Source organism: Klebsiella sp. YJ (assembly GCF_002108615.1).
Lineage (GTDB): Bacteria > Pseudomonadota > Gammaproteobacteria > Enterobacterales > Enterobacteriaceae > Klebsiella > Klebsiella planticola.
The window spans coordinates 278,626-298,866 of the sequence record NZ_MTEG01000001.1 but is presented as its reverse complement, the minus strand read 5'-3'; the positions used below and the strand labels follow the sequence as shown (position 1 = coordinate 298,866).

At 52.6% G+C, this 20,241-nt stretch carries 20 protein-coding genes and 1 pseudogene; 3 read left to right on the top strand and 18 right to left on the bottom strand.

Annotation, left to right across the window (positions count from 1 at the left end):
* Nucleotides 1-343: 343 nt before the first annotated feature.
* The 18 genes from BV390_RS01420 to BV390_RS01340 form a co-directional block, all read right to left on the bottom strand.
* Nucleotides 344-646, bottom strand: coding sequence for a TrbM/KikA/MpfK family conjugal transfer protein (locus BV390_RS01420; protein WP_085396413.1), 303 nt, complete (start codon nucleotides 644-646; stop codon nucleotides 344-346).
* Nucleotides 647-706: 60 nt separating this feature from the next.
* Nucleotides 707-1,726, bottom strand: a complete 1,020-nt coding sequence (gene virB11 / locus BV390_RS01415; RefSeq protein ID WP_085396412.1) for a P-type DNA transfer ATPase VirB11 — start codon at nucleotides 1,724-1,726, stop codon at nucleotides 707-709.
* Nucleotides 1,716-3,023 carry a VirB10/TraB/TrbI family type IV secretion system protein gene (virB10, locus tag BV390_RS01410; RefSeq protein ID WP_085396411.1) on the bottom strand — a complete coding sequence of 436 codons (1,308 nt, stop codon included), beginning with the start codon at nucleotides 3,021-3,023 and terminating at the stop codon, nucleotides 1,716-1,718. Before virB10 ends, virB11 begins: the two co-directional genes overlap by 11 nt.
* Nucleotides 3,020-3,910, bottom strand: a complete 891-nt coding sequence (gene virB9, locus BV390_RS01405; protein WP_206098724.1) for a P-type conjugative transfer protein VirB9 — start codon at nucleotides 3,908-3,910, stop codon at nucleotides 3,020-3,022. The genes virB10 and virB9 overlap by 4 nt, the downstream gene beginning before the upstream one ends.
* Nucleotides 3,907-4,590, bottom strand: a complete 684-nt coding sequence (locus BV390_RS01400; RefSeq protein ID WP_085396409.1) for a VirB8 family type IV secretion system protein — start codon at nucleotides 4,588-4,590, stop codon at nucleotides 3,907-3,909. Before BV390_RS01400 ends, virB9 begins: the two co-directional genes overlap by 4 nt.
* Nucleotides 4,583-4,723 carry a hypothetical protein gene (locus tag BV390_RS31040; RefSeq protein WP_049156886.1) on the bottom strand — a complete coding sequence of 47 codons (141 nt, stop codon included), beginning with the start codon at nucleotides 4,721-4,723 and terminating at the stop codon, nucleotides 4,583-4,585. Before BV390_RS31040 ends, BV390_RS01400 begins: the two co-directional genes overlap by 8 nt.
* An 89-nt stretch (nucleotides 4,724-4,812) precedes the next feature.
* A complete protein-coding gene (locus BV390_RS01395) occupies nucleotides 4,813-5,844 on the bottom strand; it encodes a TrbL/VirB6 family protein (RefSeq protein ID WP_085396408.1) in 1,032 nt (343 codons plus the stop codon).
* A gap of 71 nt (nucleotides 5,845-5,915) precedes the next feature.
* Nucleotides 5,916-6,191, bottom strand: a complete 276-nt coding sequence (locus BV390_RS01390) for an EexN family lipoprotein (RefSeq protein WP_085396407.1) — start codon at nucleotides 6,189-6,191, stop codon at nucleotides 5,916-5,918.
* An 11-nt stretch (nucleotides 6,192-6,202) separates the two neighbouring features.
* Nucleotides 6,203-6,931 (bottom strand): TrbJ/VirB5 family protein, encoded by a 729-nt coding sequence (locus BV390_RS01385; RefSeq protein WP_085396406.1) that lies wholly within the window; start codon nucleotides 6,929-6,931, stop codon nucleotides 6,203-6,205.
* 22 nt (nucleotides 6,932-6,953) lie between these two features.
* Nucleotides 6,954-9,701 carry a VirB4 family type IV secretion/conjugal transfer ATPase gene (locus BV390_RS01380; protein WP_085396405.1) on the bottom strand — a complete coding sequence of 916 codons (2,748 nt, stop codon included), beginning with the start codon at nucleotides 9,699-9,701 and terminating at the stop codon, nucleotides 6,954-6,956.
* A gap of 11 nt (nucleotides 9,702-9,712) precedes the next feature.
* The gene (locus BV390_RS01375) at nucleotides 9,713-9,991 is read right to left on the bottom strand and encodes a TrbC/VirB2 family protein (RefSeq protein WP_085396404.1); all 279 of its coding nucleotides are present in this window, start codon (nucleotides 9,989-9,991) and stop codon (nucleotides 9,713-9,715) included.
* Nucleotides 9,988-10,632 (bottom strand): lytic transglycosylase domain-containing protein, encoded by a 645-nt coding sequence (locus BV390_RS01370; protein ID WP_085396403.1) that lies wholly within the window; start codon nucleotides 10,630-10,632, stop codon nucleotides 9,988-9,990. The genes BV390_RS01375 and BV390_RS01370 overlap by 4 nt, the downstream gene beginning before the upstream one ends.
* A gap of 72 nt (nucleotides 10,633-10,704) precedes the next feature.
* Nucleotides 10,705-10,926: a hypothetical protein gene (locus BV390_RS01365; protein ID WP_085396402.1), complete on the bottom strand. Its 222-nt coding sequence runs from the start codon at nucleotides 10,924-10,926 to the stop codon at nucleotides 10,705-10,707.
* Between the two features lie 395 nt (nucleotides 10,927-11,321).
* The gene (locus BV390_RS01360) at nucleotides 11,322-11,531 is read right to left on the bottom strand and encodes a TraR/DksA family transcriptional regulator (protein WP_085396401.1); all 210 of its coding nucleotides are present in this window, start codon (nucleotides 11,529-11,531) and stop codon (nucleotides 11,322-11,324) included.
* Nucleotides 11,521-12,108 (bottom strand): DUF2857 domain-containing protein, encoded by a 588-nt coding sequence (locus BV390_RS01355; RefSeq protein ID WP_085396400.1) that lies wholly within the window; start codon nucleotides 12,106-12,108, stop codon nucleotides 11,521-11,523. Before BV390_RS01355 ends, BV390_RS01360 begins: the two co-directional genes overlap by 11 nt.
* A 58-nt stretch (nucleotides 12,109-12,166) precedes the next feature.
* Entirely contained in the window at nucleotides 12,167-12,361 is a 195-nt protein-coding gene (locus BV390_RS01350) for an AlpA family transcriptional regulator (protein WP_073554391.1), read from the bottom strand.
* Nucleotides 12,362-12,688: 327 nt separating this feature from the next.
* A complete protein-coding gene (locus BV390_RS01345; protein WP_085396399.1) occupies nucleotides 12,689-13,615 on the bottom strand; it encodes a hypothetical protein in 927 nt (308 codons plus the stop codon).
* A gap of 684 nt (nucleotides 13,616-14,299) precedes the next feature.
* The gene (locus tag BV390_RS01340) at nucleotides 14,300-16,639 is read right to left on the bottom strand and encodes an FdhF/YdeP family oxidoreductase (RefSeq protein WP_085396398.1); all 2,340 of its coding nucleotides are present in this window, start codon (nucleotides 16,637-16,639) and stop codon (nucleotides 14,300-14,302) included.
* Between the two features lie 511 nt (nucleotides 16,640-17,150).
* On the opposite strand from BV390_RS01340, the pseudogene BV390_RS01335 reads away from it, so the two are divergent.
* From BV390_RS01335 to BV390_RS01325, 3 genes and pseudogenes are all read left to right on the top strand, one after another.
* Nucleotides 17,151-18,546: pseudogene (locus BV390_RS01335) on the top strand (cytochrome ubiquinol oxidase subunit I).
* Between the two features lies 1 nt (nucleotide 18,547).
* Nucleotides 18,548-19,558 carry a cytochrome d ubiquinol oxidase subunit II gene (gene cydB, locus BV390_RS01330; protein ID WP_085396397.1) on the top strand — a complete coding sequence of 337 codons (1,011 nt, stop codon included), beginning with the start codon at nucleotides 18,548-18,550 and terminating at the stop codon, nucleotides 19,556-19,558.
* Nucleotides 19,558-19,731, top strand: coding sequence for a DUF2474 domain-containing protein (locus BV390_RS01325; RefSeq protein ID WP_073554386.1), 174 nt, complete (start codon nucleotides 19,558-19,560; stop codon nucleotides 19,729-19,731). The genes cydB and BV390_RS01325 overlap by 1 nt, the downstream gene beginning before the upstream one ends.
* Nucleotides 19,732-20,241: the final 510 nt, after the last annotated feature.

Sequence of the window (20,241 nt, the reverse complement as noted above, 5' to 3'; positions counted from 1 at the left end):
TTAAAGAGGGTGGTCGCGCCACGCTACCGGCTTTGGGCCGGAGACTTAGCCGCGACGGTGTGCGGGGCTGTGCCCCCCGGGTAAACCGCTGTCGTGGGCGACAGCTTTTCGCTCGCTGGGGCGGCGAAATTTATCCGGCTTCCCCCGGCCTGCAAAATCCGCGTAGGCGCGGCTGTTTGCCGGTGAGGCGCAGTGCCTGAATTATTTTCGCTCCTTAACCCGCGAAAATATTTCTGCCCGCTGCCTCATTTTTACGGACCCTGTTTCTTCGCTCCTTAATCCGCGAAAAACAGAAGCCGTAAAAACCTGAAAACCGTCATGCTCTGTGCCCGTCTCGCCAGTATTAACCACGAACGCGGCCATATTTACTGATGATCTGACTTATAGCTGCCGGGTCTGCCGAATCACATTCACTTAAAAACGATTGTCTGGCATCAGCCGTATGGTCAGGCAGAAAACCATGTCTGTTCTTTTTTACGATATTAAAGAATGCCCGTTCAGCGGAATGACATTCACCGCCGCCGCCATTTCCGGTTGCTTTACCGTACATACATAACACCACCTCGCAGGCATCAGCAGCCAGTACAGATGTTGAACATGACGCCATAACGCAAAACAATAATACGGAGGATATTGCTTTTTTCATTTCAGTCACCGTTATGATTAATGAAAGGTTACGTATTTTGGGTAATGTTATTTGCCGGGGTTATTTTATTAATGCCTCTTTCATGCTGTTTAAATGAACTGGCTTAAAGTAAATATCACGCATCCTGCGCACATCGCCTTGTATATCAATACTGACGATGATATCGATGCTTTTAAGCACTTTGCGTAACAAAACATCAAAAGGAATATTCCGGCAGTCGGGGTTTTCATAGCAGCGATCAATGATCCCTTCAATACATTCTGCCGGACTGCCTGCATGCAGGGAGGTGATTAACCCCTCATGCCCGGAACCGACAATTTTCAGCGCGTCCCACGCTTCCCGCCCACGAATTTCCGCCAGTAATATCCGGTCAGGGTTCATACGATAATTAGCCCGGATCAGCCTGCCAGGCGTGACAATAGCATTATCCCCGGCATCCGCCGGGTAAAAAAGATGAACATAATTGGCATGGTGATAAAAACGGATTTCGGGATTATCCTCAATCGTTACCAGACGGAGATGCAGCGGAATATAATGCAGCAGCGTTTTCATATAGGTGGTTTTGCCGGAGCCGGTTTCACCCACAATAAAAATCGTTTTGCCGTATTCCACCGCCTTTTCCATAAAGCGGGGAATATCCCCGCTGTGATATAGCCGGATCAGTGCATTATCCTGACTTTCCGTTTTTTCCTGACCGGCCACGCGCTGGTAAAATCCCGCATCAATCCATGACTGATGTGTTTTCTGTTCAAACGAGGGCTTGCGCAGCGTAATGGACACCGTATTACGTTCACAGGCCGGAGGAATAATCGCCTGAATACGTTCGCCGGATCCTAATGTTGCAGAAAGGATGGGTGATGTATCGTCAATATTATCGTCATGCCAGGACGCCAGCGCTCTGGCAAAAGCATGACACTGACGCAACGTGATGGGGGATGCCTGTTTTTGCCATTTTCCCCGAATTTTTGTATGCAGCTCACCCGGCCGGTTAACAGCAATTTCTGTCAGGCCATCCTGAGCAAGAAAATCACCAAACAGCCGGTTTTTCATAAAATCCAGTGACAGGTTTTCAGCGCTCATACCATTTCTTTTTCAGCCGTAGTTGATAAACAGAGGAAAAATCAATATCCGTGCCGGTCATGATGCCGATCACATCGCCCTGGTTCAGGTACATCGTGGGCGGGATACTGATGCTGTTTTCCAGCGTCGTTTTCGCCATTTCCGCCGTGGCGGCGCGGGTGTTTTCGGTATAGTCGGTATTGCGGTCTTTACCCGGCGCGGCATCTGATGCCGCTGCCGCCACGTCCTGCACGGTACTGAGCATCAGGGCGTTGCCGAAACGCTCCCAGAAATGGCTGTCGATCCAGCCCGCGATCCCCGCCTCACCGAGCGGGCCGGTGGCCTGCGTATCGGTGAGCGGGATTTGCAGGCTGCCGGGCTCCGGCGTGCGCAGCTCCGTCCACAGCACAAACATCCGGCTGCGCCCGTGTTGCAGTGCGCCAGTGCGGTAGACGCCACGGGCGACCGTTCCTGCCGGGATCAGCTTCACATGGTTACTGGCGCTCCAGACATTCTCACCGATCAGGCAGGAGATATGACCGCCAACATCGGATACGAAGCGCCGCATCATCGAACACGGAATATAACGATCCACCGGGATATAGAGATCGGGATCGAGGCCCAGCCGCCTGACACCAGTGACACGGGCAACGCCCGGATTGTCGTTGTTATTGCTGCCTGCCGGTGCTGTCGTATCCGGGCAGCGCAGACGTCCATCTTCGCCACTGACCAGTACAGACTGACAAGATGTGTACGCCGTGGAGGCTGGCGGGCTGCCCGACGTTCCCGCGTTGCTGCGCAATCCGCTTCGGGACGTGCGTGTATCGTCGCCTGACCCTGTACTGCCGCTGTTCAGCCCGTCTGCCAGTGCTGCCGCCTTGTTCAGGGCGGGCGGCCCGGGCGGAAGAGCTGGAGTGGCCGGGGCGCTCTGACTGGCAGGGTCTGTGCTTTCCTGCCTCCCAGGCCCGAACAGGCCAAACGGGTTACTGTCCAGACCCAGATTCTTACGCTCATGCTGCACGGTACCGGAGGAGGGCGGCGGCGCGGTGTCGGATTCTTTCTCATCACCCCTTTTCAGGGCGCTGAGAAGACGATCGCCACCGGATGCCAGCGCGATGACCAGGACCAGACTCAGCAGGCTGACGATCAACGTGCGGCGACCTGAAGCTTTACGGAAACGGGTCACTTCCGGCTGACCGGGTGGCGTTTTCTGCTCCGGCTCCTGATATGCCATTGCCGCGCGGGCGCGTTCACGGGCTTCCGCTTCCCGTTCTGCGGTGGTTTTTTCCGGTTCGTCCGGGAAAGGTTTGTCGGTCATTTTGCCTCCAGCGTAACGGAGGGTGAAACGGTGTCACTGCGGGTTACCTGGATACGCCCGAATCCGGCGTTTTCCACGCCCACCACCGAGGTGCCGTAACGCAGAACCAGTTGCGGCGATGCCGGAACCGCCATCACGGTGTAATTGCCCTGTTTAATGGTTCGGGGCGTGACCGCCTGCTCCTGACCATTAACCAGCCGGAAGACAGAAGGCAGGGTTTTCGTGGGGGAAAAACCGATATACGTAAAACGGCCGTCATCCCAGGCAAAGTCCGGGGCGATAGTGGTTGATCCGGTGGCCACCCGTTTTGTATAGCGCCAGTTGCGCGGCGTGGTGGCCTGCCCGAATGCCGCCGCAATCCGCTGCCGGTCCAGTGCTTCTTGCAGATGTTGCTGACGGGCGGCGCTGGCGGCGGCAGACTTTTTCCGCAGTTCGTCGGGATAGCGGTAGCGGATAACAAAGGCCAGAGCGGGCGAGTCTTTATCCAGCACGTTCAGCTCCAGGCTGTAATCGCGCTTCGATGTCACTACGAACAGATTGGTTTTCCAGTCTTTTGCCGTCGGCAGAAACACCTGGCTGACGTTGTTGCCGCTGGCATCCGTGACCGGCTGGGTAATCGGGTTCGGGCTGACGCCCACCCGGTTATCGCTTTTCGTCACGGTCCAGCCTCTGGGAAAACCCACCTGCGCATCGATAACGGTTTCATCATCGTCAAACACCAGCATGGTGACGTAGCCGGGGCGGGTACTGACGACCGTGGCGTTCTGGTTGTTGTATGTGACGTTCTGCATCCGGCTGTCATACGCGCTGCCGCGCGGTGTCGCTGCGCTCCATGCCACGCATGACATCATTAAGCCAGAGAGGAGCAGGGTATGTTTCAGCATCATTCCCCCCTCAGCTCTTTATCGCGCTGGTAGCTGGTGACGATAAAGCCCAGCGGGTTCACTTCGCGCTGGCTGTCGGTCAGTTGCCGGTGCGGGACGTAGCGGTATGTGAGGCGGATATTCCACACATCCGTTTTCACGGAATTATCAGCAATACGACGAATTGTGCGCTTGATACGCAGGGTTGCAAGATTATCCGGCCCGGTGGCAGGCGCATGCACATTGGAAATAATGTCGATATCAACAACATATTCCGCCTTGTTAAAAATCACGTCCGGGGCCTGGTCGCCGTTAAATCCGTCCAGATAGTCCCGGTTCACGATGTCGCTGTTAAATAACTGCACGTCGTCATAATCACGCTGGAGGGAGAAATAATTATATCCCTCGCGAAGTCTGACATAGTGTGCTGCCAGTGAATGTGCCAGCGCTTTTTCAGCAGCAATATCCCGCTCCTTCACGCGGGTCATATATTCATAGCGACCGGTCTGTTTATCCACTGACCATAATTCAGTGTCGGTGGTTTTCAGCGGCAGCAGAATAATAATGGCCGTAATCGCCATTGCGGCCAGAATCAGTCCGGCAGCGGCCACCCGCCAGGCGGTTTTTCGGGAACGCTCCTCCTTTTCCAGCAGGATGGATTCAAAAGAGCGGGAAACATTAACAATGTTCTGAATATCAGACATGGTGAGTCAGCTCCTGAATGATGGCGGGGGAATTCACCGGCTCGGGTTCGCCGGATACCGGCGGAAGGTCGCCCTGATGCCGTGCGCAGCCTGTGAGCGCGCACAGCATCAGAAAGAAGATGCTGAATTTCATGGAAGCCCCTTATCGTATGGATGCAGGAATGCCGCACCGGTGGCGCAGGCCACGGCGTGACGGGGAAAGGAAATTAAGGGTCGGGAGGATTAACGATGTCGCTGCCGGTTCAGGCGTTTCATGCTTTCGATGGCGGCGGCGCGTTTCTGCCAGGCGCTCACGGTTTTACCCGCGCCTGCGCCAGTGAGCCTGCCGGTCGCCGCGGCGACGGCCATGCCGCCTTTCGCAGCCAGGCGGGCACTGCCTCTGACGCCCGGCCCGGCAAGGCTGGAGGATTTATTCGCCAGTCCGCTCAGACCACTCATGGCTGCCCCCTGCAGCACCGCCTGTACGGCGGCCCCGCTGAGTGCGCTGGCGAGCTTCGCGGAGAACCAGACCACAACACCTGCTGCTATCCCGGCCAGCAGGCACTGCGCCGCCAGTGTTACCATATTAGTTTCAGCGGATGTTTTTGTTGCAGCATCCAGTATCTTATTCAGGTAATTAATGGCGATACGGATCGATAAGGCGGAAAACATGATCGTTAATATTGCCGCGAAAATCGTTTTCAGCCAGTTATCGAACATCGGCTTAAGAAAACCGTACAGCAGGCAGAAAATAAAGAGCGGCGCGGTGGTGGTCATTAACAGGATGGTGATTTCGGCGAGCAGGTTGGCAAAGGTTGCCGCCAGTAGCAGGACGATTGCGCCACCCCATACCAGGACTTCAGCAAGGCCGCCATTCAGTTTGACGTAAGTTGAGGTGTCCATATTAAATAACTTTTGCCCCAGCGCCTGTGCCTTTTCCCAGACGGTATCGAGCAGCGCCCAGACGTTATCATCGCCGCTGATACCGTCTTTGAGTCCCTGGATAGCCGCTACCGCCAAATCCAGCCAGCCATCCCGGTTTAACACAAAGGTGGTGATCAGCAACATTCGCCCCATATCCCAGGCGACATCTTCAACCGGGGTCCGGAGTTTGCCAGCCAGCGTCTGATAACCGCGAAACAGTATAAACAGGGTAAAAGAGCTGGCGATGATGACGCTGATCATCGTGCCGTAAGTGGAAGACTGGCCTTCCAGTACGGCATTAAGTCCATCCATGATGTTTTTGTCCATACCAACAAAAATACCACCGGACATGGTGCCTCACTTGATATAGTCAGAAAGGAAATAAAAAACAGGGAGGACTCCCTGTTTTGCTGGAGGAGTAATTACTGTGTCACTGTATTTCGTTTTTCAGCTTCCTGCTGAAATATTGCCCCGAATTTCTCCTTAACCCCGGGCTGGCCTTCCTGTGCAAACATAAGTGCTGCCCGGTGGGCAAATTCGCAGTTATCGCTTGCCTCGCCATCCTTCAGGCATTGCGTATAAACCGCATAAGTTTCGTCAGGATGCTGCTTATACCAGGCTTCGGATTTGGTTTCCTTGCAGCCGGACAGTAATATCACGCCTGAGAGTGTGCATAAGATGAATAAGGATTTGAGCACGGATAACCTCCTTATAAATTATTAAGGTCAGCAACAGGTGCCGTTAACTGCTGCTGTTCAAAGGCTTTCTGTCTTTGCTGTTCCAGCAATGTCGTTCGCTGTTGAGCCTGTCTGACAGACATCTCCCACTGATTCGTCAGCACATTTAACTGTACGCTTTTCGCCGCGATGGCGTTAGCCAGATCCTGAGACTCTTTCGAGTCCTGCGCATTCGATATACGATCAGATAAGTCTGATATGTCGCTGAGTGTGCTGTTGATCCTGTTTTCAACGTCAGTGGTATTCTCAATCGCCATTGCCTGATTGAGGATCATCTGTTTACAACTGTCGGCCAGGGCCTGAGATTTTATTCCTTCCTGTTCCTCGCTGCATACGCTGAATGATTTGTATTTATTGTAAAGGTTTTGCAGTTCAGAAGAATATGAACTGTTTTGCGTGGTCAGCAGATCATCCAGTGAAATACCGCTCTTACGGAGATTATCAATATCGGTTTTCAGACTTCGGGCATCACTGAGAAAACCCTGAATATCCCGCACGCCGGTTGCAGTGGCTAACTGTTTTTTATACGCATCAAGTTCACTTTTATAATGGGTAGCCGTATCCTCCCATTGCTGTAGTTTCTGCATCCACTGATTAATGGATTCGGTATTCTGCACGGCGTCGAAAACCGGTATTCCGGCGCTGAACGCCTGCGTCGAGAAAAATAACGATAATGCCAGAAGATGATCCCGGGTACGCATTGATATTACCTCCGGTTGGCTTTCAGATTGCCCGCTCAAGGAAAGCGTCTTTCCATTCATCAGGTCGCATACCGTCCTGATAAACGGCATCGAATATTTTCAGGTTGTCCTCACTGCCGCTGAGAAGCCGGGTGAGTTTACCCAGTCCGGACAGATCCATTTTCGCCATTGCCACAAACGGGCGGGTTTCTCCGGCCTGCAACGGTGTTTTCAGGATGACCATATAATGCTCGCCCGGATCCAGGTTTCTGACCGTGTCATAAACACTTTCCGGCACTTTCATTTTTTCCACGTAATCCGCATGACTGGCTTTCGGATTGGCGAGGAAAATCTGGGTACCGCACTGCTCAATAATCGCCGGGGCGATGGGGTGTCTGACGATTTCATCCGGTGACTGTGTTGCCGGAACGAAGATACCGTTCAGCTTGCGGATGACTTTCAGCATATTGAGCGAGAAGCGGGAAAATTCGACATCGGCCAGCCAGCGCCAGAACTCATCCATAAACATCACCAGGCGGCGACCGTCAAGAAGACTGGTCACACGGTACAGCAGGTAAAAGGTCACGGGACCGCGAATATCGTCATCATCCAGAAATTCGGTGCCGTCGATACCAATGTTATCGACATCGCTGATGGTGAATGTATCGGCCTCGTTATCAAACACCCAGCCGAACTCGCCCCCCTGCGCCCACTGTTTCAGGCGAATACGCAGCCCGTTAGTGCGGGCGTCTGTGGTCGGCGGCTCCGGCAGCACTTCCAGCAGCCGGGTGATCCCGAACCGGCGGTACTCCGGCGGATAGTCCAGCATGATGGTGTCAACGGCGGCACTGATCCGCTCCTCATCGCGCGGATCGAGCGGCTTACCGTTGCGGCGGCACAGCATGCGCACCAGCCGTTTGATGAAACTGATGTTCCGGCGGGTTGGCTCCAGCGCAAACGGGTTGAAGCCGGTGCGCTCGCCGGTACGGATGCGGAAGTATCGTCCACCCACCTGGCGGATCGCCATCTCCGCCGCCCGGTCCTTATCGAAATACACTGTAGTCAGCCGTTTGATGGTGGCAGAAGGCGCAAACGACGCCGGGTTACGGTACTTCTGCATCAGTTGTTGCATGATGGTCATCAGCAGGGTTTTACCGGAGCCGGTTTTTCCGATAATCGCCGTATTCCCCGGCGTTTTCTCACCAGTGTCATCCCGCCCGGCCTGGCTGTCGTGCAGGTTCAGGTAATACCCGCCACCGCCGGGAGATGTGAGGATGGCGATGGCTTCCCCCCACGGATTATCGCTGCGTTTGTGGGGATGGAAGTTATGCAGGCAGGCCATATCGGAAAAATTCTGGCTGCTGACGGCCACCAGTCGGGGACGCAGCATATAGACTCCCGGCAGTTGCGCCAGATATGCGGCGGGCAGTGACAGGGTGGAAAGCGTCGTCATAATACCCAGATCGGCGAAGGGCTGGGCCAGAACGTTAGTGTCCTTCACCACCTGGAGGGCACTGTCTGAGGAGATCAGCAGGGAAAAGTGGAATTTACCGCACGACACATGTCCGGACTGAAGCAGATCGCGCAGTACTGTCAGCTCTTCGCGCTGGGAAGTCGCGTCATCGTCTGTCGATTTCAGTCGTTTTTCCGCCAGCCGGATATGATTCTGCGCCTCATCCCGTGCCATGCAGGTAAAGGACTGCGTCAGAACATACTCGCTTTCGGCGTACAGCAGCGCATCCAGCATACCGGTATGGGTTTCCGGGGAATAATCCTTAATCTCCAGGCTGCGGAAGAAGCGGGAACCGCTGACCGTCTGGCATTCACCGGTGTCGGTGGTGAAAAAGACGTCCGGTGTACTGAGCGTTTCATAAAATGGTGAGCGTGTTACGGCCACTTTCTGCCACTGGCCGGTGAGCAGACGGTGGAAGAACGCCAGTTGTGAGGAATACACCCGCCCGTTTTCTTCATATATCCCCAGCGGCGTTGCCATATAACGGGATAACGCTGACGCCAGCGCTTCACGGTATTCCAGCATGATTTTGAGCGCCTCATCCAGCGCCGCCCGGCGTTTACCGGGCGATTGCGCTTTCATGGTTTTCTTCTCAATCGCAGAGAACGGCGCGTAGCAGACGGTGAAAAACAGCCGGTGCCGCCAGAACGGTTTTTCTTTTACCGGCTGGTAATACCGCCGGGTCACGTCATCGGAAAAGGGAATACCCGAACAGGCTTCAAAAGCATCATGGTATTTTTCACGGAGCCGGTGAATATAGAATGTTACCGGCAGACCCTCATACGAACGAATAACGTTATTCAGGTGCGTAGCCATCAGGGTCAGGTGATGTTCGTCTTCACATTCAAAGACTGTGCCGCCCAGCTCCCAGGTGGCAACAAAATCACGGTGACGGTTTCTGATGACGTAAGGGTGAATATGGGAGGAATATGGAATATATTTATCCAGCGTAATACGCTCGTTTAATTTCATCTTCTGAATAAACTCCGAGACATCAACGTTATCGTACTGGTTTGCCAGGAGGGCATTTGCACCAAAATGGGTATTGGTGAAAAGTCGTCCACGGGTTTTAAACGCCAGCCAGAGCAGACTGAAATAATGCATATCCTTTCGGGCTTTATTTTTCATTTCCGCCCAGGCAGGAATGAGCAGAACCGCCAGGTAATAGCTAACATAGACCGCCAGCAGGACGATGGCCCCGCTGACGAGAACGAACGGCACCAGAGGAATCCCCATAATGGCGGCAGGCCGCGTAAGTGCTTTATTTAGCGTAGCCATCGTTGCCTCTCTTATGACGCCCAGTAGGCACCGAAGCCGGATGCGCCGACAATCAGGATCGCGCCGATGATGACGTTACGCATGTCGTGCAGGCTCTTACCATCGAACAGCACCTTGTAGCCCACCCACATGGTCGCCAGCGTGATGGTGACGGCGGCCAGTCCCAGCAGGCCGGTCGAGGTGTTGCTCAGTGTCTCACTGGCTTTATTAAAGCCACTGTCCGCCGCCAGCACCGGGGCGGACAGCAGGACGGACGCAACAGTGGAGTAACGGCGTTTACGCATGATCATTTCTCCTCATCAGGGATAACAGGGATAGCGCCGCGAATGACGGCACCGGGATAATGCAGAGAAGTCAGGACCGGCGCAGTGGCACCGGCAGGCTCGCCGCGCAGCACAACGGCGGGATAACGGACAGACGGCTGTGCGTTCCGGTCAGGGGCAAGCTGCCGGTCTTCCCGCGTGGACGGGACGACATAGCCAATGCGCTGCACGTAGCTGGTCTGGTTAAAAGCGGATTCCGGTCGCTGGCCGGTTTCAAAGTTGCCGGAGTAGTAACAACTGAGCGCCCGTTTCAGCGTTCCGCCGCGCCGGTAACAGTCGGCGAGAATGCGCTCAAATATCGACAGATTGGTGCAGGGATCGAGCAGAACTCGGGCGTTCACACTGTAGCGACGGAAATTGGTGCTGGTGATTTGCATCAGGCCGACCGAATAGCGTCTGCTCTGTGCTCCCAGCCGTCCGGTGAGGCGGATCGCCTCCGGCAGGCTCGTGGGGAAATGTGAAATCACGCCCCGGCTGTCTGGCAGAATTTCAGCAATGGCATAAGGGTGTAATCCGGATTCGACTCGTGCGAAATCAAGCACCGTGGACGGGTGAATACTGGCGGCGCACTGCACCGCCAGTGCCAGAAAGGCAGTGGTGGAAAGCATGCTGGCCTCGTAACAGAGAGACCGGCGGCTTATAGAAAAATACGCCGCCGGAGGAGAGGAAAAGAAAATGGATTAAGCGGCAGAGGCATCCTGTGAAATGTCACTTTCTTCTCTAGGTTCGAGTAGCACCAGCCTGCCGGAGACGGCAATACCGGGTACCAAAACGATATTCAGGCCGGGCTTGCCGTTATGCGCGAAGGCCACACCAACTTTTGTCCAGTACGTGTTTTTTTCGCCCTGAGCATCGGGCTGACTTTCCTGGGTAACAAAGACGTGATAAGCGGGTTTCCTCATGTAATTTCCTTTAATCAAAAACAGTAAATAAAATAAACGAATCACATCCCGGTTCTGCATTCCGGTTTTAACGGGGCAGCGAGAACATTCAGCGGCACCCTGAATTGTGGTTATGTGACAGCCCGATCCATTTTGTTAAAGAGCAATGCCCGGCCCGGACGAATTAATGTCCATCTGGGCAACTATGCTGTAACGTCGTTTTCAGATTCAGATATTTCGGCAGGGATATAAATGATAAAATCAAAATAAAAATAAGAGAGATATCCTGATGAGGATTATCAGATGCGGAAAGAGGGCGAAGGATACGGAGCAGGTAATAAAGAAGTATTTATATCTTCATGAAAACAGAAAGACGTGCAAGGAAATAATATCCCCGCACGTCTTTATCGCTATTATTAGCGTCTGCAACGTTCAAGTTTTTCCTGACATTCGGTACAGGTTGATATACCCGGCAGTGTCTGCCTTCGTTTTTCAGGAATGGGGTTGCCGCATACACGACAGTGAAATAATGATGGCGCTGGCCCTGGTTTAAAGCGATTCTGCTCAATCATTTCTTTCAGTCGCTGCTCATTAAATTCCTGATCGCGGTCGATCTCATCCGGCATATGGTGTCCTCCTGTTGGCGATGACGTCCTTTTCGCACAGCGCGATACGCTTCCAGACCGTGGTGAGTGATAGTCCTTCGGGCTTTGGTATCAGGGATTCCGTCACCTGCATCATGGCGATCAGTGCGGCGGGCGATTCAAGGTTTTCCACCCGGCACTGTTGCCATTGCAGCCAGATAGCCGCATCCGTCTTTTCATCCGGTTCAGGTGTCCGGCCATACGGCACGCTGACACCCAGTAACCTACGGCGAAGGCAGACTTCATTTGACGTCAGGCCAAAATAGTGGTTGAGCAACGCGATAGAGCCACCCAGGCGGATAGCCCGGTTAATTTCCTGTTGATGCCGGTATTCCTGGCGGGCCTGCGCCAGTAAATGATGCAGCACATCATGGCGGACAGTGATCGAAACAAAGGGTGCCGCCGCACGGCTGACAATAAACAGTTCATCAAGGGATAATTGATCGAGAGAATTTATTTCGTCGACAGTAAATCCCAGAGCTTCGCAATGATGAATATTGCCTTCTTTTAGTGCATGCAATGCATTGGCTATGATGGCGTAATTAATTGACGGGATCATCCGGTTATCTCCTCATACTATTTCTGGAAAAAACTGAGAAAATAAAAAACGGAAGTTTTCAACTGGCCTCGCGTCCGGATAATTTCAGGTTGATCCACTCATCAATTTCGGATTCAAGCCATGCCACACTGGATGGACCGATCTTGATTGACCGCGGAAAGGTTCCGTTTTTCATATACAGGTAAATCTGAGAGCGTTTAAGACCGGTTTTTTCTTCAACCTGTTTCAAACGTAGTAGCTGATGAGTTGCCATAACTTCCTTCTTTTCTGAAAAATGCATGTATGGGAATAATAAAAAAAGCACATAGGCGGATGGATAGATAGCTGGCAGTCTCGTATTGCGGGTTATACTATCCTTAATACGGATTTTAGGTCTGACCCGAATGTCATGTCGCTTACTCAGTGGTGAGGCCTGATGCTAGTCAGGCATCAGTTTGATGTCATATGATTAACTTTAGGGGTTTTGGGAATGATAAGGTTTATCTAAGGAAGGAGAAATACAGATGAAATATTAAGGAGAAGCAAGTCCGTATTATGAGGTGATGATTGTTAATACGGACTTTGAGTTCGGATTGTCATGTTATTTCGATACCGAAGTTGGGGAACCACGTTCGAGTGCTCTTTTCAGAGTATCGCCACTCAGGTGGTCAGTAATTCCCTCGATAGATGCCCATTGCTCAAATATGGGCAGAAGCTTGTAAGGGTGACTGAGCAGAGGACTGATAGAATCATTATGTTTACATGACAGCCAGAATAAACGAGAAAGGGGGGTTGAGATTCGATTGGATGAAGGGTTAGTAAATTTTTCTGCAGAGAGACTGAGAAATGTATCAAGTTCTTCCTGCTCAATGACAAAGCATGCATCTTCGGGAAGGTCATAAATAGGAAAATAATCTTTCACTGAATCTTCTTTGAAGTCATATTTAGAATTAAGTGAATATATTTCCGGAGCGATATGTTCGGGGAGTTTCATGATCTGCTTATAGATTCTTTCCTGACATGGAATTTTCTCAAAAACTTGATAGGGCTGACCTGATAAATTAACAGTTATGCCATAGTTCTCATCGCTTGCACCTGTAATAGGCAAGCGCATATTCAAGGAGTATGCCAGTAATCTTTGAATTAGAATAAATTCATATCCTTGTAAATTAGTGCTTATGACTAGCCGGTCAGGTCTGATAAAGTTTCCATATGTACTCAGTATTAAATTATTACCATTCATAAAGTTTTTCATATTAAGCATGCAAAGTCTGTATCGTAGCGAGTTTTCTATAGGAGGGCGTAGCTTTATTTTATTCAAGGATGATTTTATCTTCCTCAATCTTAATGTGGGAAGGGATTGAAAGTAGACAGAGAGACAAATATTTCCATATAAAGCGTGGCGATAAATGTCACCTTCTGAAATTTTTATTCTTCTCTGTTTGTTTGTTATTCTTACAGCCTCTCGAATAGTAAACCATGCCGGTTTCGGTAAAGACTTATTGATCTTTTTATCTTCTCTTTTCATAAAAACACCTTTAATGCTAATGAGCGTGCATGATGTTTGGTAATTACCAATTTAATGATTTCACTTGTGTGACTAAGTTGATGGTTATGATAAGTGTAAAATTATTTTTAATAAATTTAAATGCATTTCACTCATCTCATATAGTGTCTCGGTATATTGTATTGGAAATTGACTGATTGAAATTTATTTATATGGCAAGCAATAAGTTTGCAGCAGCGACAATCACTTCAATATTTTTTATATGAAACCTATCCCTCCACAAGATATTTTTATTATATTGTTATCCATTTTGATTCCAATTAAAGGACATTGTCAGAGTATTGAGCTTCATGCCATCTCTGCTTTAATCAAACATACCATTTCTCCCGGTAGAAATGAGGCTAGACCAAAACCTCGAGAGATAAGTAATTACCCAGTTACTGCGGCTATACTTTACGTTGCTCCCCATAATACGATATATACGTTTATTATCTTAACTATAAATGTAGGGCTGTTAGTCTCAGCTATTCTGGCCCTTTAACCCAGATGACGTTCAGGCAGTCCCCCTGTCTGCTTGAAAAGTTTAGTTCTAGAATTTACATGTAAATGCTCTGGGAATTTTCTACACAATATTAATCCTTTCAGTGACGGAGGTGGATTACTTTTTTTCGGTCTCTTCGTCGTAAACTCGGCATAATAATATATTCAATGCCGCAGCGGGCGTATATCTTTCGAACGTAAAGTCAGCTGCACCGGCACCGACTTATAGGAAGGGGTGCCGCTGTCTTTATCCACGTAATCCAGAGGGACCAAAACGTTGGCTTCGGGGTAATAGGCGCCAACCGATCCTTGCGCGATGCTATATGCCACCACGGTAATATCGCAGAGGCAAAGCGCGCTGCCGGGCAGCGCGGTTTTAATATCGACGCGGTCACCATGCTCCAGTCCGAGGCGCGCCATATCGCTTTCGTTCATAAAAAGAATATCGCGGCGGCCAAAAACACCGCGATATCTGTCGTCCATCGCATAAATCGTGGTGTTGTATTGATCGTGGCTGCGCAGCGTAATGAGCCGTAGAATATGCTCGCCTTCCCCTGCCAGGTTTTCATTTACTCCATGAAAAACGGAGAACATCGCTTTGCCGGTTGGGGTTGGCCATATCCGTTCCGTCGGCGGCAGGGGCATGCGGAATCCGCCGGGCACGCGGATCCGCGCGTTGTAGTTATCGAATCCTGGGATCGTTTGTTCAATGCATTCGCGGATGCGATCGTAATCGGCAATCAGTTCTGACCAGGCGACCCGGGTGTCCGGCAAGGCGGCCTGCGCCATACCGGCAATAATCGCCGGCTCCGAGCGTAGCAGGGGCGATGCCGGTTTCAGCTTCCCGGAAGACGCGTGGACCATCGACATGGAATCTTCCACGGTGATGGACTGTTTGCCGCTGCGCTGGATGTCCAGTTCGGTACGGCCCAGGCAGGGGAGAATAAAGGTTTCTTCGGCGACCAGCAGATGCGTCCGGTTTAGTTTGGTGCCAATGTGGACGCCCAGCGCTAGGTTCTGCATTGCCGGAAAGCTCTGCTCGTGGTCCGGCATGGCGACGACAAAGTTCCCCCCAAGGCAAATGAGCGCTTTCGCCTGCCCGTCGATGATGGCCTGCGTGGCCTGGACCGCGTCATGCCCGTGTTTGAGCGGGGGAGTAAAGCCAAAAACCTGTTCAAGCCGGTTGAGAAACGCGACCGGGGGTTTTTCAGTGATCCCGACCGTCCGGTTCCCCTGAACGTTGGAATGGCCGCGAAGCGGGCAAATACCGGCGCCCGGCTTACCGATGTTGCCCCTCATTAGCAACAGATCGGCGATCAGGCGGACGTTTGCGGTTCCTCTGTTGTGCTGGGTGATGCCCATCCCATAGGTAATAATCGTGGCTTTGGATTGCGCATACGCTTCCGCCACGCTTGCCAGTTGCTGGCGAGTTAAACCTGACTCCTCTTCAATCGCCGCCCAGGGCGTGGCGGCGATATCGGCGGAAAAATCAGCAAAACCGCTGGTATGGGCGGCAATAAACTCCCGGTCGAGAACGTTGCCTTGCTGATCCTCAAGCTGCAGCAGATGCTTAGCTACCCCTTTTAATGCGGCAGCATCGCCGCCGGCTTTCACCTGAAAATAGGTCGAGGCGATGTCGGTTGAACTGTAGGTGGCCATCTCGATAACGCTTTGCGGATCGGCAAAACGCTCAAGGGCGCGCTCGCGCAGCGGGTTAAGCACAATAATCGGCACGCCGCGGCGGGCAAGTTCATGGAGCGTGCCCATCATTCTTGGATGGTTGGTTCCCGGGTTGTGACCGATAGAGATGACCAGCTCCGTTTTGTCAAAATCATCCAGCGAAACGGTGCCTTTACCGATACCAATTGAACGTGGCAATCCCACGCTGGTGGCTTCATGGCACATATTGGAGCAGTCGGGAAAATTGTTGGTGCCGTATTTGCGGGCAAAGAGCTGAAACAGGTAAGCGGCCTCATTGGATGCGCGACCCGACGTATAAAACTCCACCTGTTCCGCCGACAGCCCGCGTAAAATTTCGCCGATTCGGGCAAAGGCCTGTTCCCACTCTACGGGCTGGAAAGTATCGCTCTCCCGGTGATACCGCAGCGGGTGCGTCAGGCGACCGTATCCTTCCAGCTCGAAATCAGTTTGTTCCAGCAGCGCGGTGACGCTGTTGTGGCGAAGAAATTCGGGCGTTACGCGTTTATGGGTGGCTTCCCACGTCACCGCCTTGGCGCCGTTTTCACAAAACTGAAAGGTTGATTTATGTTCTTTGTCCGGCCATGCGCAGCCGGGGCAGTCAAAACCATCCGGCTGGTTAGTACGCAGCAGGGTGACGGGGCAGTCAAAACCATCCGGCTGGTTAGTACGCAGCAGGGTGACGGGGGCGTCAACCGCATCCATCTGGGTGCGCACGGCAATGGCCGTCGCTTTTAACGCGCCCCAGCCGCCAGCGGGGCCATCGTAATAGCGGATCCCGGGAACCGAACGCCGTTTCTTATTCATATAAACTCCTGGCAGGTGATCTTTTTAGCTCTTCGCTTTGATTAAGGGTTATGACTGGCAAGGCGTTAAATTATTTTGTCCGCGCCTGATATTAGTCATGGGCATTTTCTGCATGGTATCGATGATTATGGCGTGGAAGGGCGGGCGAGAGAAATGCAATACAGGGATTTCTCTTTTGCATAAATGGTTATCGCGACCGCGCAAAGGGCATCTTACTGGCTGCTAATATGCAACACAGTTTTGCATATAAAGGTATTTGCGCGGTGCTGACCCCTCTGTAGGATTGCCGGTAGGCAGTTCAGGCTGACGCAGAAACGACAACATAATAAATTTTTTGACCACCATTGCCCGTATTTTTAAATAGCGCTGCGGGTATCTCTCATTCTATTTACCCCTCGGTTATATTTATATCGGTTTTATACGTGAGATATCATTTTAATAAATGCAAGGATTAAGACATGCAGGTATTACACGAAATAAATGGCGCGCCGTCGATTTTCCGGAGGATATTATGTTCGGAATAGATGCGTTTCATCTGGCGAGGATACAATTCGCTTTTACCGTATCCTTTCATATTCTTTTCCCGGCAATCACTATCGGTCTGGCCAGTTTTCTCGCCGTTCTCGAAGGGTTATGGCTCAGGACCCGCAACGTGACGTATCGGGAGCTTTACCATTTCTGGTCAAAAATCTTTGCGGTTAACTTTGGTATGGGGGTAGTTTCCGGGCTGGTGATGGCGTATCTGTTCGGCACCAACTGGAGCGGTTTTTCACAATTTGCTGGCAGTATTACCGGACCGCTGCTGACCTATGAAGTCCTGACGGCGTTCTTCCTGGAAGCCGGTTTTCTCGGCGTCATGCTCTTCGGCTGGAAACGCGTGGGGCCGGGGCTGCATTTTTTCGCCACCTGCATGGTCGCCCTCGGGACGCTGTTCTCAACGTTCTGGATCCTCGCCTCAAACAGCTGGATGCAGACGCCGCTGGGGTATGCCATCGCCAACGGTATCGTCGTTCCGGTGGACTGGCTAAAAATCATCTTTAACCCCTCGTTCCCCTACCGCCTGCTGCATATGTCGATTGCCGCTTTTCTGGCCAGCGCCTTTTTCGTCGGGGCTTCGGCGGCATGGCATCTGATTAAAGGCCGCGATACGCCCGCGATCAGGAAAATGTTTTCGATGGCGCTGTGGATGGCTCTGTTCGTCGCCCCGCTGCAGGCGGTGATTGGCGACGCGCACGGGCTGAATACCCTCAAATTTCAGCCGGCGAAAATAGCCGCCATTGAGGGGCACTGGGAAAACGTTCCCGGGGAGGCGACGCCGCTGGTGCTGTTCGGCCTGCCGGACATGCAGGCGGAAGAGACAAAGTACAAATTACAGATCCCTTAGCTCGGCAGCATCATCCTGACGCACAGCCTCACCCAACAGGTACCGGCGCTCAAATCCTTTGCCAAAGAGGATCGCCCTGACTCAACCGTTATCTTCTGGTCGTTTCGCGTGATGGCCGGCCTGGGCATGCTGATGGTGTTGACGGGTCTGCTGGGGGCCGGATTACGCTGGCGTGGGCGATTCTATCAGTGCCGGCCCTTTCTCTGGCTGGTGTTATTGATGGGGCCGTCCGGGCTTATCGCGATCCTCGCGGGCTGGTTTACCACGGAGATCGGCCGCCAGCCGTGGGTGGTATATGGACTGCTGCGTACCCGCGATGCGGTCTCGGCCCACGGCGATATCCATATGTCCCTCAGTCTGCTGGCATTTATCGCGGTCTATGCCTCCGTATTTGGTATCGGCTATCTCTATCTGGTACGTCTGATTAAAACGGGGCCGGTCAGCGGCGATACGCCTGAACTCGCCGCGGGCACGTCCGCTATCGGCGGTCAGCGAGCCGATACATACGCGCAAAGGAGAATAATATGGGCATCGACCTGTCAGTTATCTGGTTTGTCATCATCGTCTTCGCAACCCTGATGTACATCGTGATGGATGGCTTTGATCTCGGGATCGGCATCCTTTTTCCGTTCATTAACAGCGGGCGCGACCGCGACACGATGATGAATACAGTCGCGCCGGTCTGGGACGGTAACGAAACCTGGATGGTGCTCGGCGGGGCGGCGCTGTATGGCGCTTTCCCGCTGGCTTACTCCGTCATTCTCGACGGGCTAAGCGTGCCGTTAACGGCGATGCTGCTGGGGCTGATTTTCCGCGGCGTCGCCTTTGAATTTCGTTTTAAGGCCACGCCGGCGCACCGTCAGTTCTGGGATAAGGCGTTTATCGGTGGCTCGATCCTCACGGCCCTGAGTCAGGGAGTGGCCGTCGGCGCCCTGCTGAACGGTTTGCCGGTGGCCGGACGGGCATTCAGCGGTTCATCGCTGGCGTGGCTGGCGCCGTTTCCGCTATTTTGCGGCGCAGGGCTGGTTGTAGCATATGCGCTACTGGGGTGTACGTGGCTGATCATGAAAACGCAGGGGGCGTTACACCGCAGGATGTCGGATCTGGCGATCCCTCTGGCGCTGGCGCTGCTGGCGACGATCGTCGTCATCAGTCTCTGGACGCCGCTGACGCATCCGGAGATCGCGCATCGCTGGTTCAGTCTGCCGAATGCTTTCTGGTTTGCTCCGGTCCCCCTCTTGGTGATGGTGTTCTGCTGGGGGAATGTGCGTAGCGCATATAGTCGTAAGGCCAGCTACGGGCCGTTTATGCTCGCGCTCGGCCTGGTGTTCCTCGGATTCAGCGGCCTGGGCATCAGCCTGTGGCCGAATATTATTCCGCCATCGGTTACCCTCTGGCAGGCGGCGTCGCCGCCCAAAAGTCAGGGACTTATGCTGGTCGGCGGCCTGCTGATTATTCCGGTGATTCTGATGTATACCTGCTGGAGCTACTACGTCTTTCGCGGCAAAATCAATCCTGATGAGGGGTATCACTGATGCGTTTCTCCTATAAATCCCACCGGGGCAAAACGGCGGCCGCCGCGCCGCGCCCGTGGTGGAAACGCATCGGGTGGATGGTGGTTATCTGGGCGGCCAGCGTGATGGCATTAGCTATCGTGGCATCGATCTTTAGGCTGCTGATGCTGGCTGCCGGAATGAAAACGCACTAACCCCTCGCTATTTCTCTTCAGGCCGCATCGCCGGATGTGGCCTTATTGTCGATCGTTTACGCGGCGACAACGCATCTTTTCTCGCTGTGTTATAAGAAGCCGCCCCGGCGCAAGAGCGATTAAGCCTAATGGGGGCGGGAATAAAAAAAGGCAATCAGTCGGATTAAATGATTGCCTTAAAGCGTGTTGCTTGCCGGTTGTATTGGATGACAACCTTGTGTAAATGATTATCTGGCTCTCGTTATTTATCAAGGGGGGAATACAGGCCAAATTCATCGTTAGTCAGCATAGGTAAAAATAGCCCCGGGGAGAAGCGGAATAAATGGAAAACAGTTTTGCATTTGCCGGGCGCCGCCGGCAGAGGCATCGTCGCGGTGGGAATTTAGAAGGACAGGCATAAATTGACCTTATAATTCTGGCCTGGCATTAACGCAACACAGTTTTGCCGACATAGAGCTTATTCCAGAAAATAATCCGGGGTAAAGTGACTGCGTAGTTAAAAATCAACAG

What these genes read in the sequence shown, in the direction of transcription:
- BV390_RS01420 (WP_085396413.1), bottom strand. Translation starts at nt 646, where the DNA reads ATGAAAAAAGCAATATCCTCCGTATTATTGTTTTGCGTTATGGCGTCA.
- virB11 (WP_085396412.1), bottom strand. Translation starts at nt 1,726, where the DNA reads ATGAGCGCTGAAAACCTGTCACTGGATTTTATGAAAAACCGGCTGTTT.
- virB10 (WP_085396411.1), bottom strand. Translation starts at nt 3,023, where the DNA reads ATGACCGACAAACCTTTCCCGGACGAACCGGAAAAAACCACCGCAGAA.
- virB9 (WP_206098724.1), bottom strand. Translation starts at nt 3,910, where the DNA reads ATGATGCTGAAACATACCCTGCTCCTCTCTGGCTTAATGATGTCATGC.
- BV390_RS01400 (WP_085396409.1), bottom strand. Translation starts at nt 4,590, where the DNA reads ATGTCTGATATTCAGAACATTGTTAATGTTTCCCGCTCTTTTGAATCC.
- BV390_RS31040 (WP_049156886.1), bottom strand. Translation starts at nt 4,723, where the DNA reads ATGAAATTCAGCATCTTCTTTCTGATGCTGTGCGCGCTCACAGGCTGC.
- BV390_RS01395 (WP_085396408.1), bottom strand. Translation starts at nt 5,844, where the DNA reads ATGTCCGGTGGTATTTTTGTTGGTATGGACAAAAACATCATGGATGGA.
- BV390_RS01385 (WP_085396406.1), bottom strand. Translation starts at nt 6,931, where the DNA reads ATGCGTACCCGGGATCATCTTCTGGCATTATCGTTATTTTTCTCGACG.
- BV390_RS01380 (WP_085396405.1), bottom strand. Translation starts at nt 9,701, where the DNA reads ATGGCTACGCTAAATAAAGCACTTACGCGGCCTGCCGCCATTATGGGG.
- BV390_RS01375 (WP_085396404.1), bottom strand. Translation starts at nt 9,991, where the DNA reads ATGATCATGCGTAAACGCCGTTACTCCACTGTTGCGTCCGTCCTGCTG.
- BV390_RS01370 (WP_085396403.1), bottom strand. Translation starts at nt 10,632, where the DNA reads ATGCTTTCCACCACTGCCTTTCTGGCACTGGCGGTGCAGTGCGCCGCC.
- BV390_RS01365 (WP_085396402.1), bottom strand. Translation starts at nt 10,926, where the DNA reads ATGAGGAAACCCGCTTATCACGTCTTTGTTACCCAGGAAAGTCAGCCC.
- BV390_RS01360 (WP_085396401.1), bottom strand. Translation starts at nt 11,531, where the DNA reads ATGCCGGATGAGATCGACCGCGATCAGGAATTTAATGAGCAGCGACTG.
- BV390_RS01355 (WP_085396400.1), bottom strand. Translation starts at nt 12,108, where the DNA reads ATGATCCCGTCAATTAATTACGCCATCATAGCCAATGCATTGCATGCA.
- BV390_RS01350 (WP_073554391.1), bottom strand. Translation starts at nt 12,361, where the DNA reads ATGGCAACTCATCAGCTACTACGTTTGAAACAGGTTGAAGAAAAAACC.
- BV390_RS01345 (WP_085396399.1), bottom strand. Translation starts at nt 13,615, where the DNA reads ATGAAAAGAGAAGATAAAAAGATCAATAAGTCTTTACCGAAACCGGCA.
- BV390_RS01340 (WP_085396398.1), bottom strand. Translation starts at nt 16,639, where the DNA reads ATGAATAAGAAACGGCGTTCGGTTCCCGGGATCCGCTATTACGATGGC.
- cydB (WP_085396397.1), top strand. Translation starts at nt 18,548, where the DNA reads ATGGGCATCGACCTGTCAGTTATCTGGTTTGTCATCATCGTCTTCGCA.
- BV390_RS01325 (WP_073554386.1), top strand. Translation starts at nt 19,558, where the DNA reads ATGCGTTTCTCCTATAAATCCCACCGGGGCAAAACGGCGGCCGCCGCG.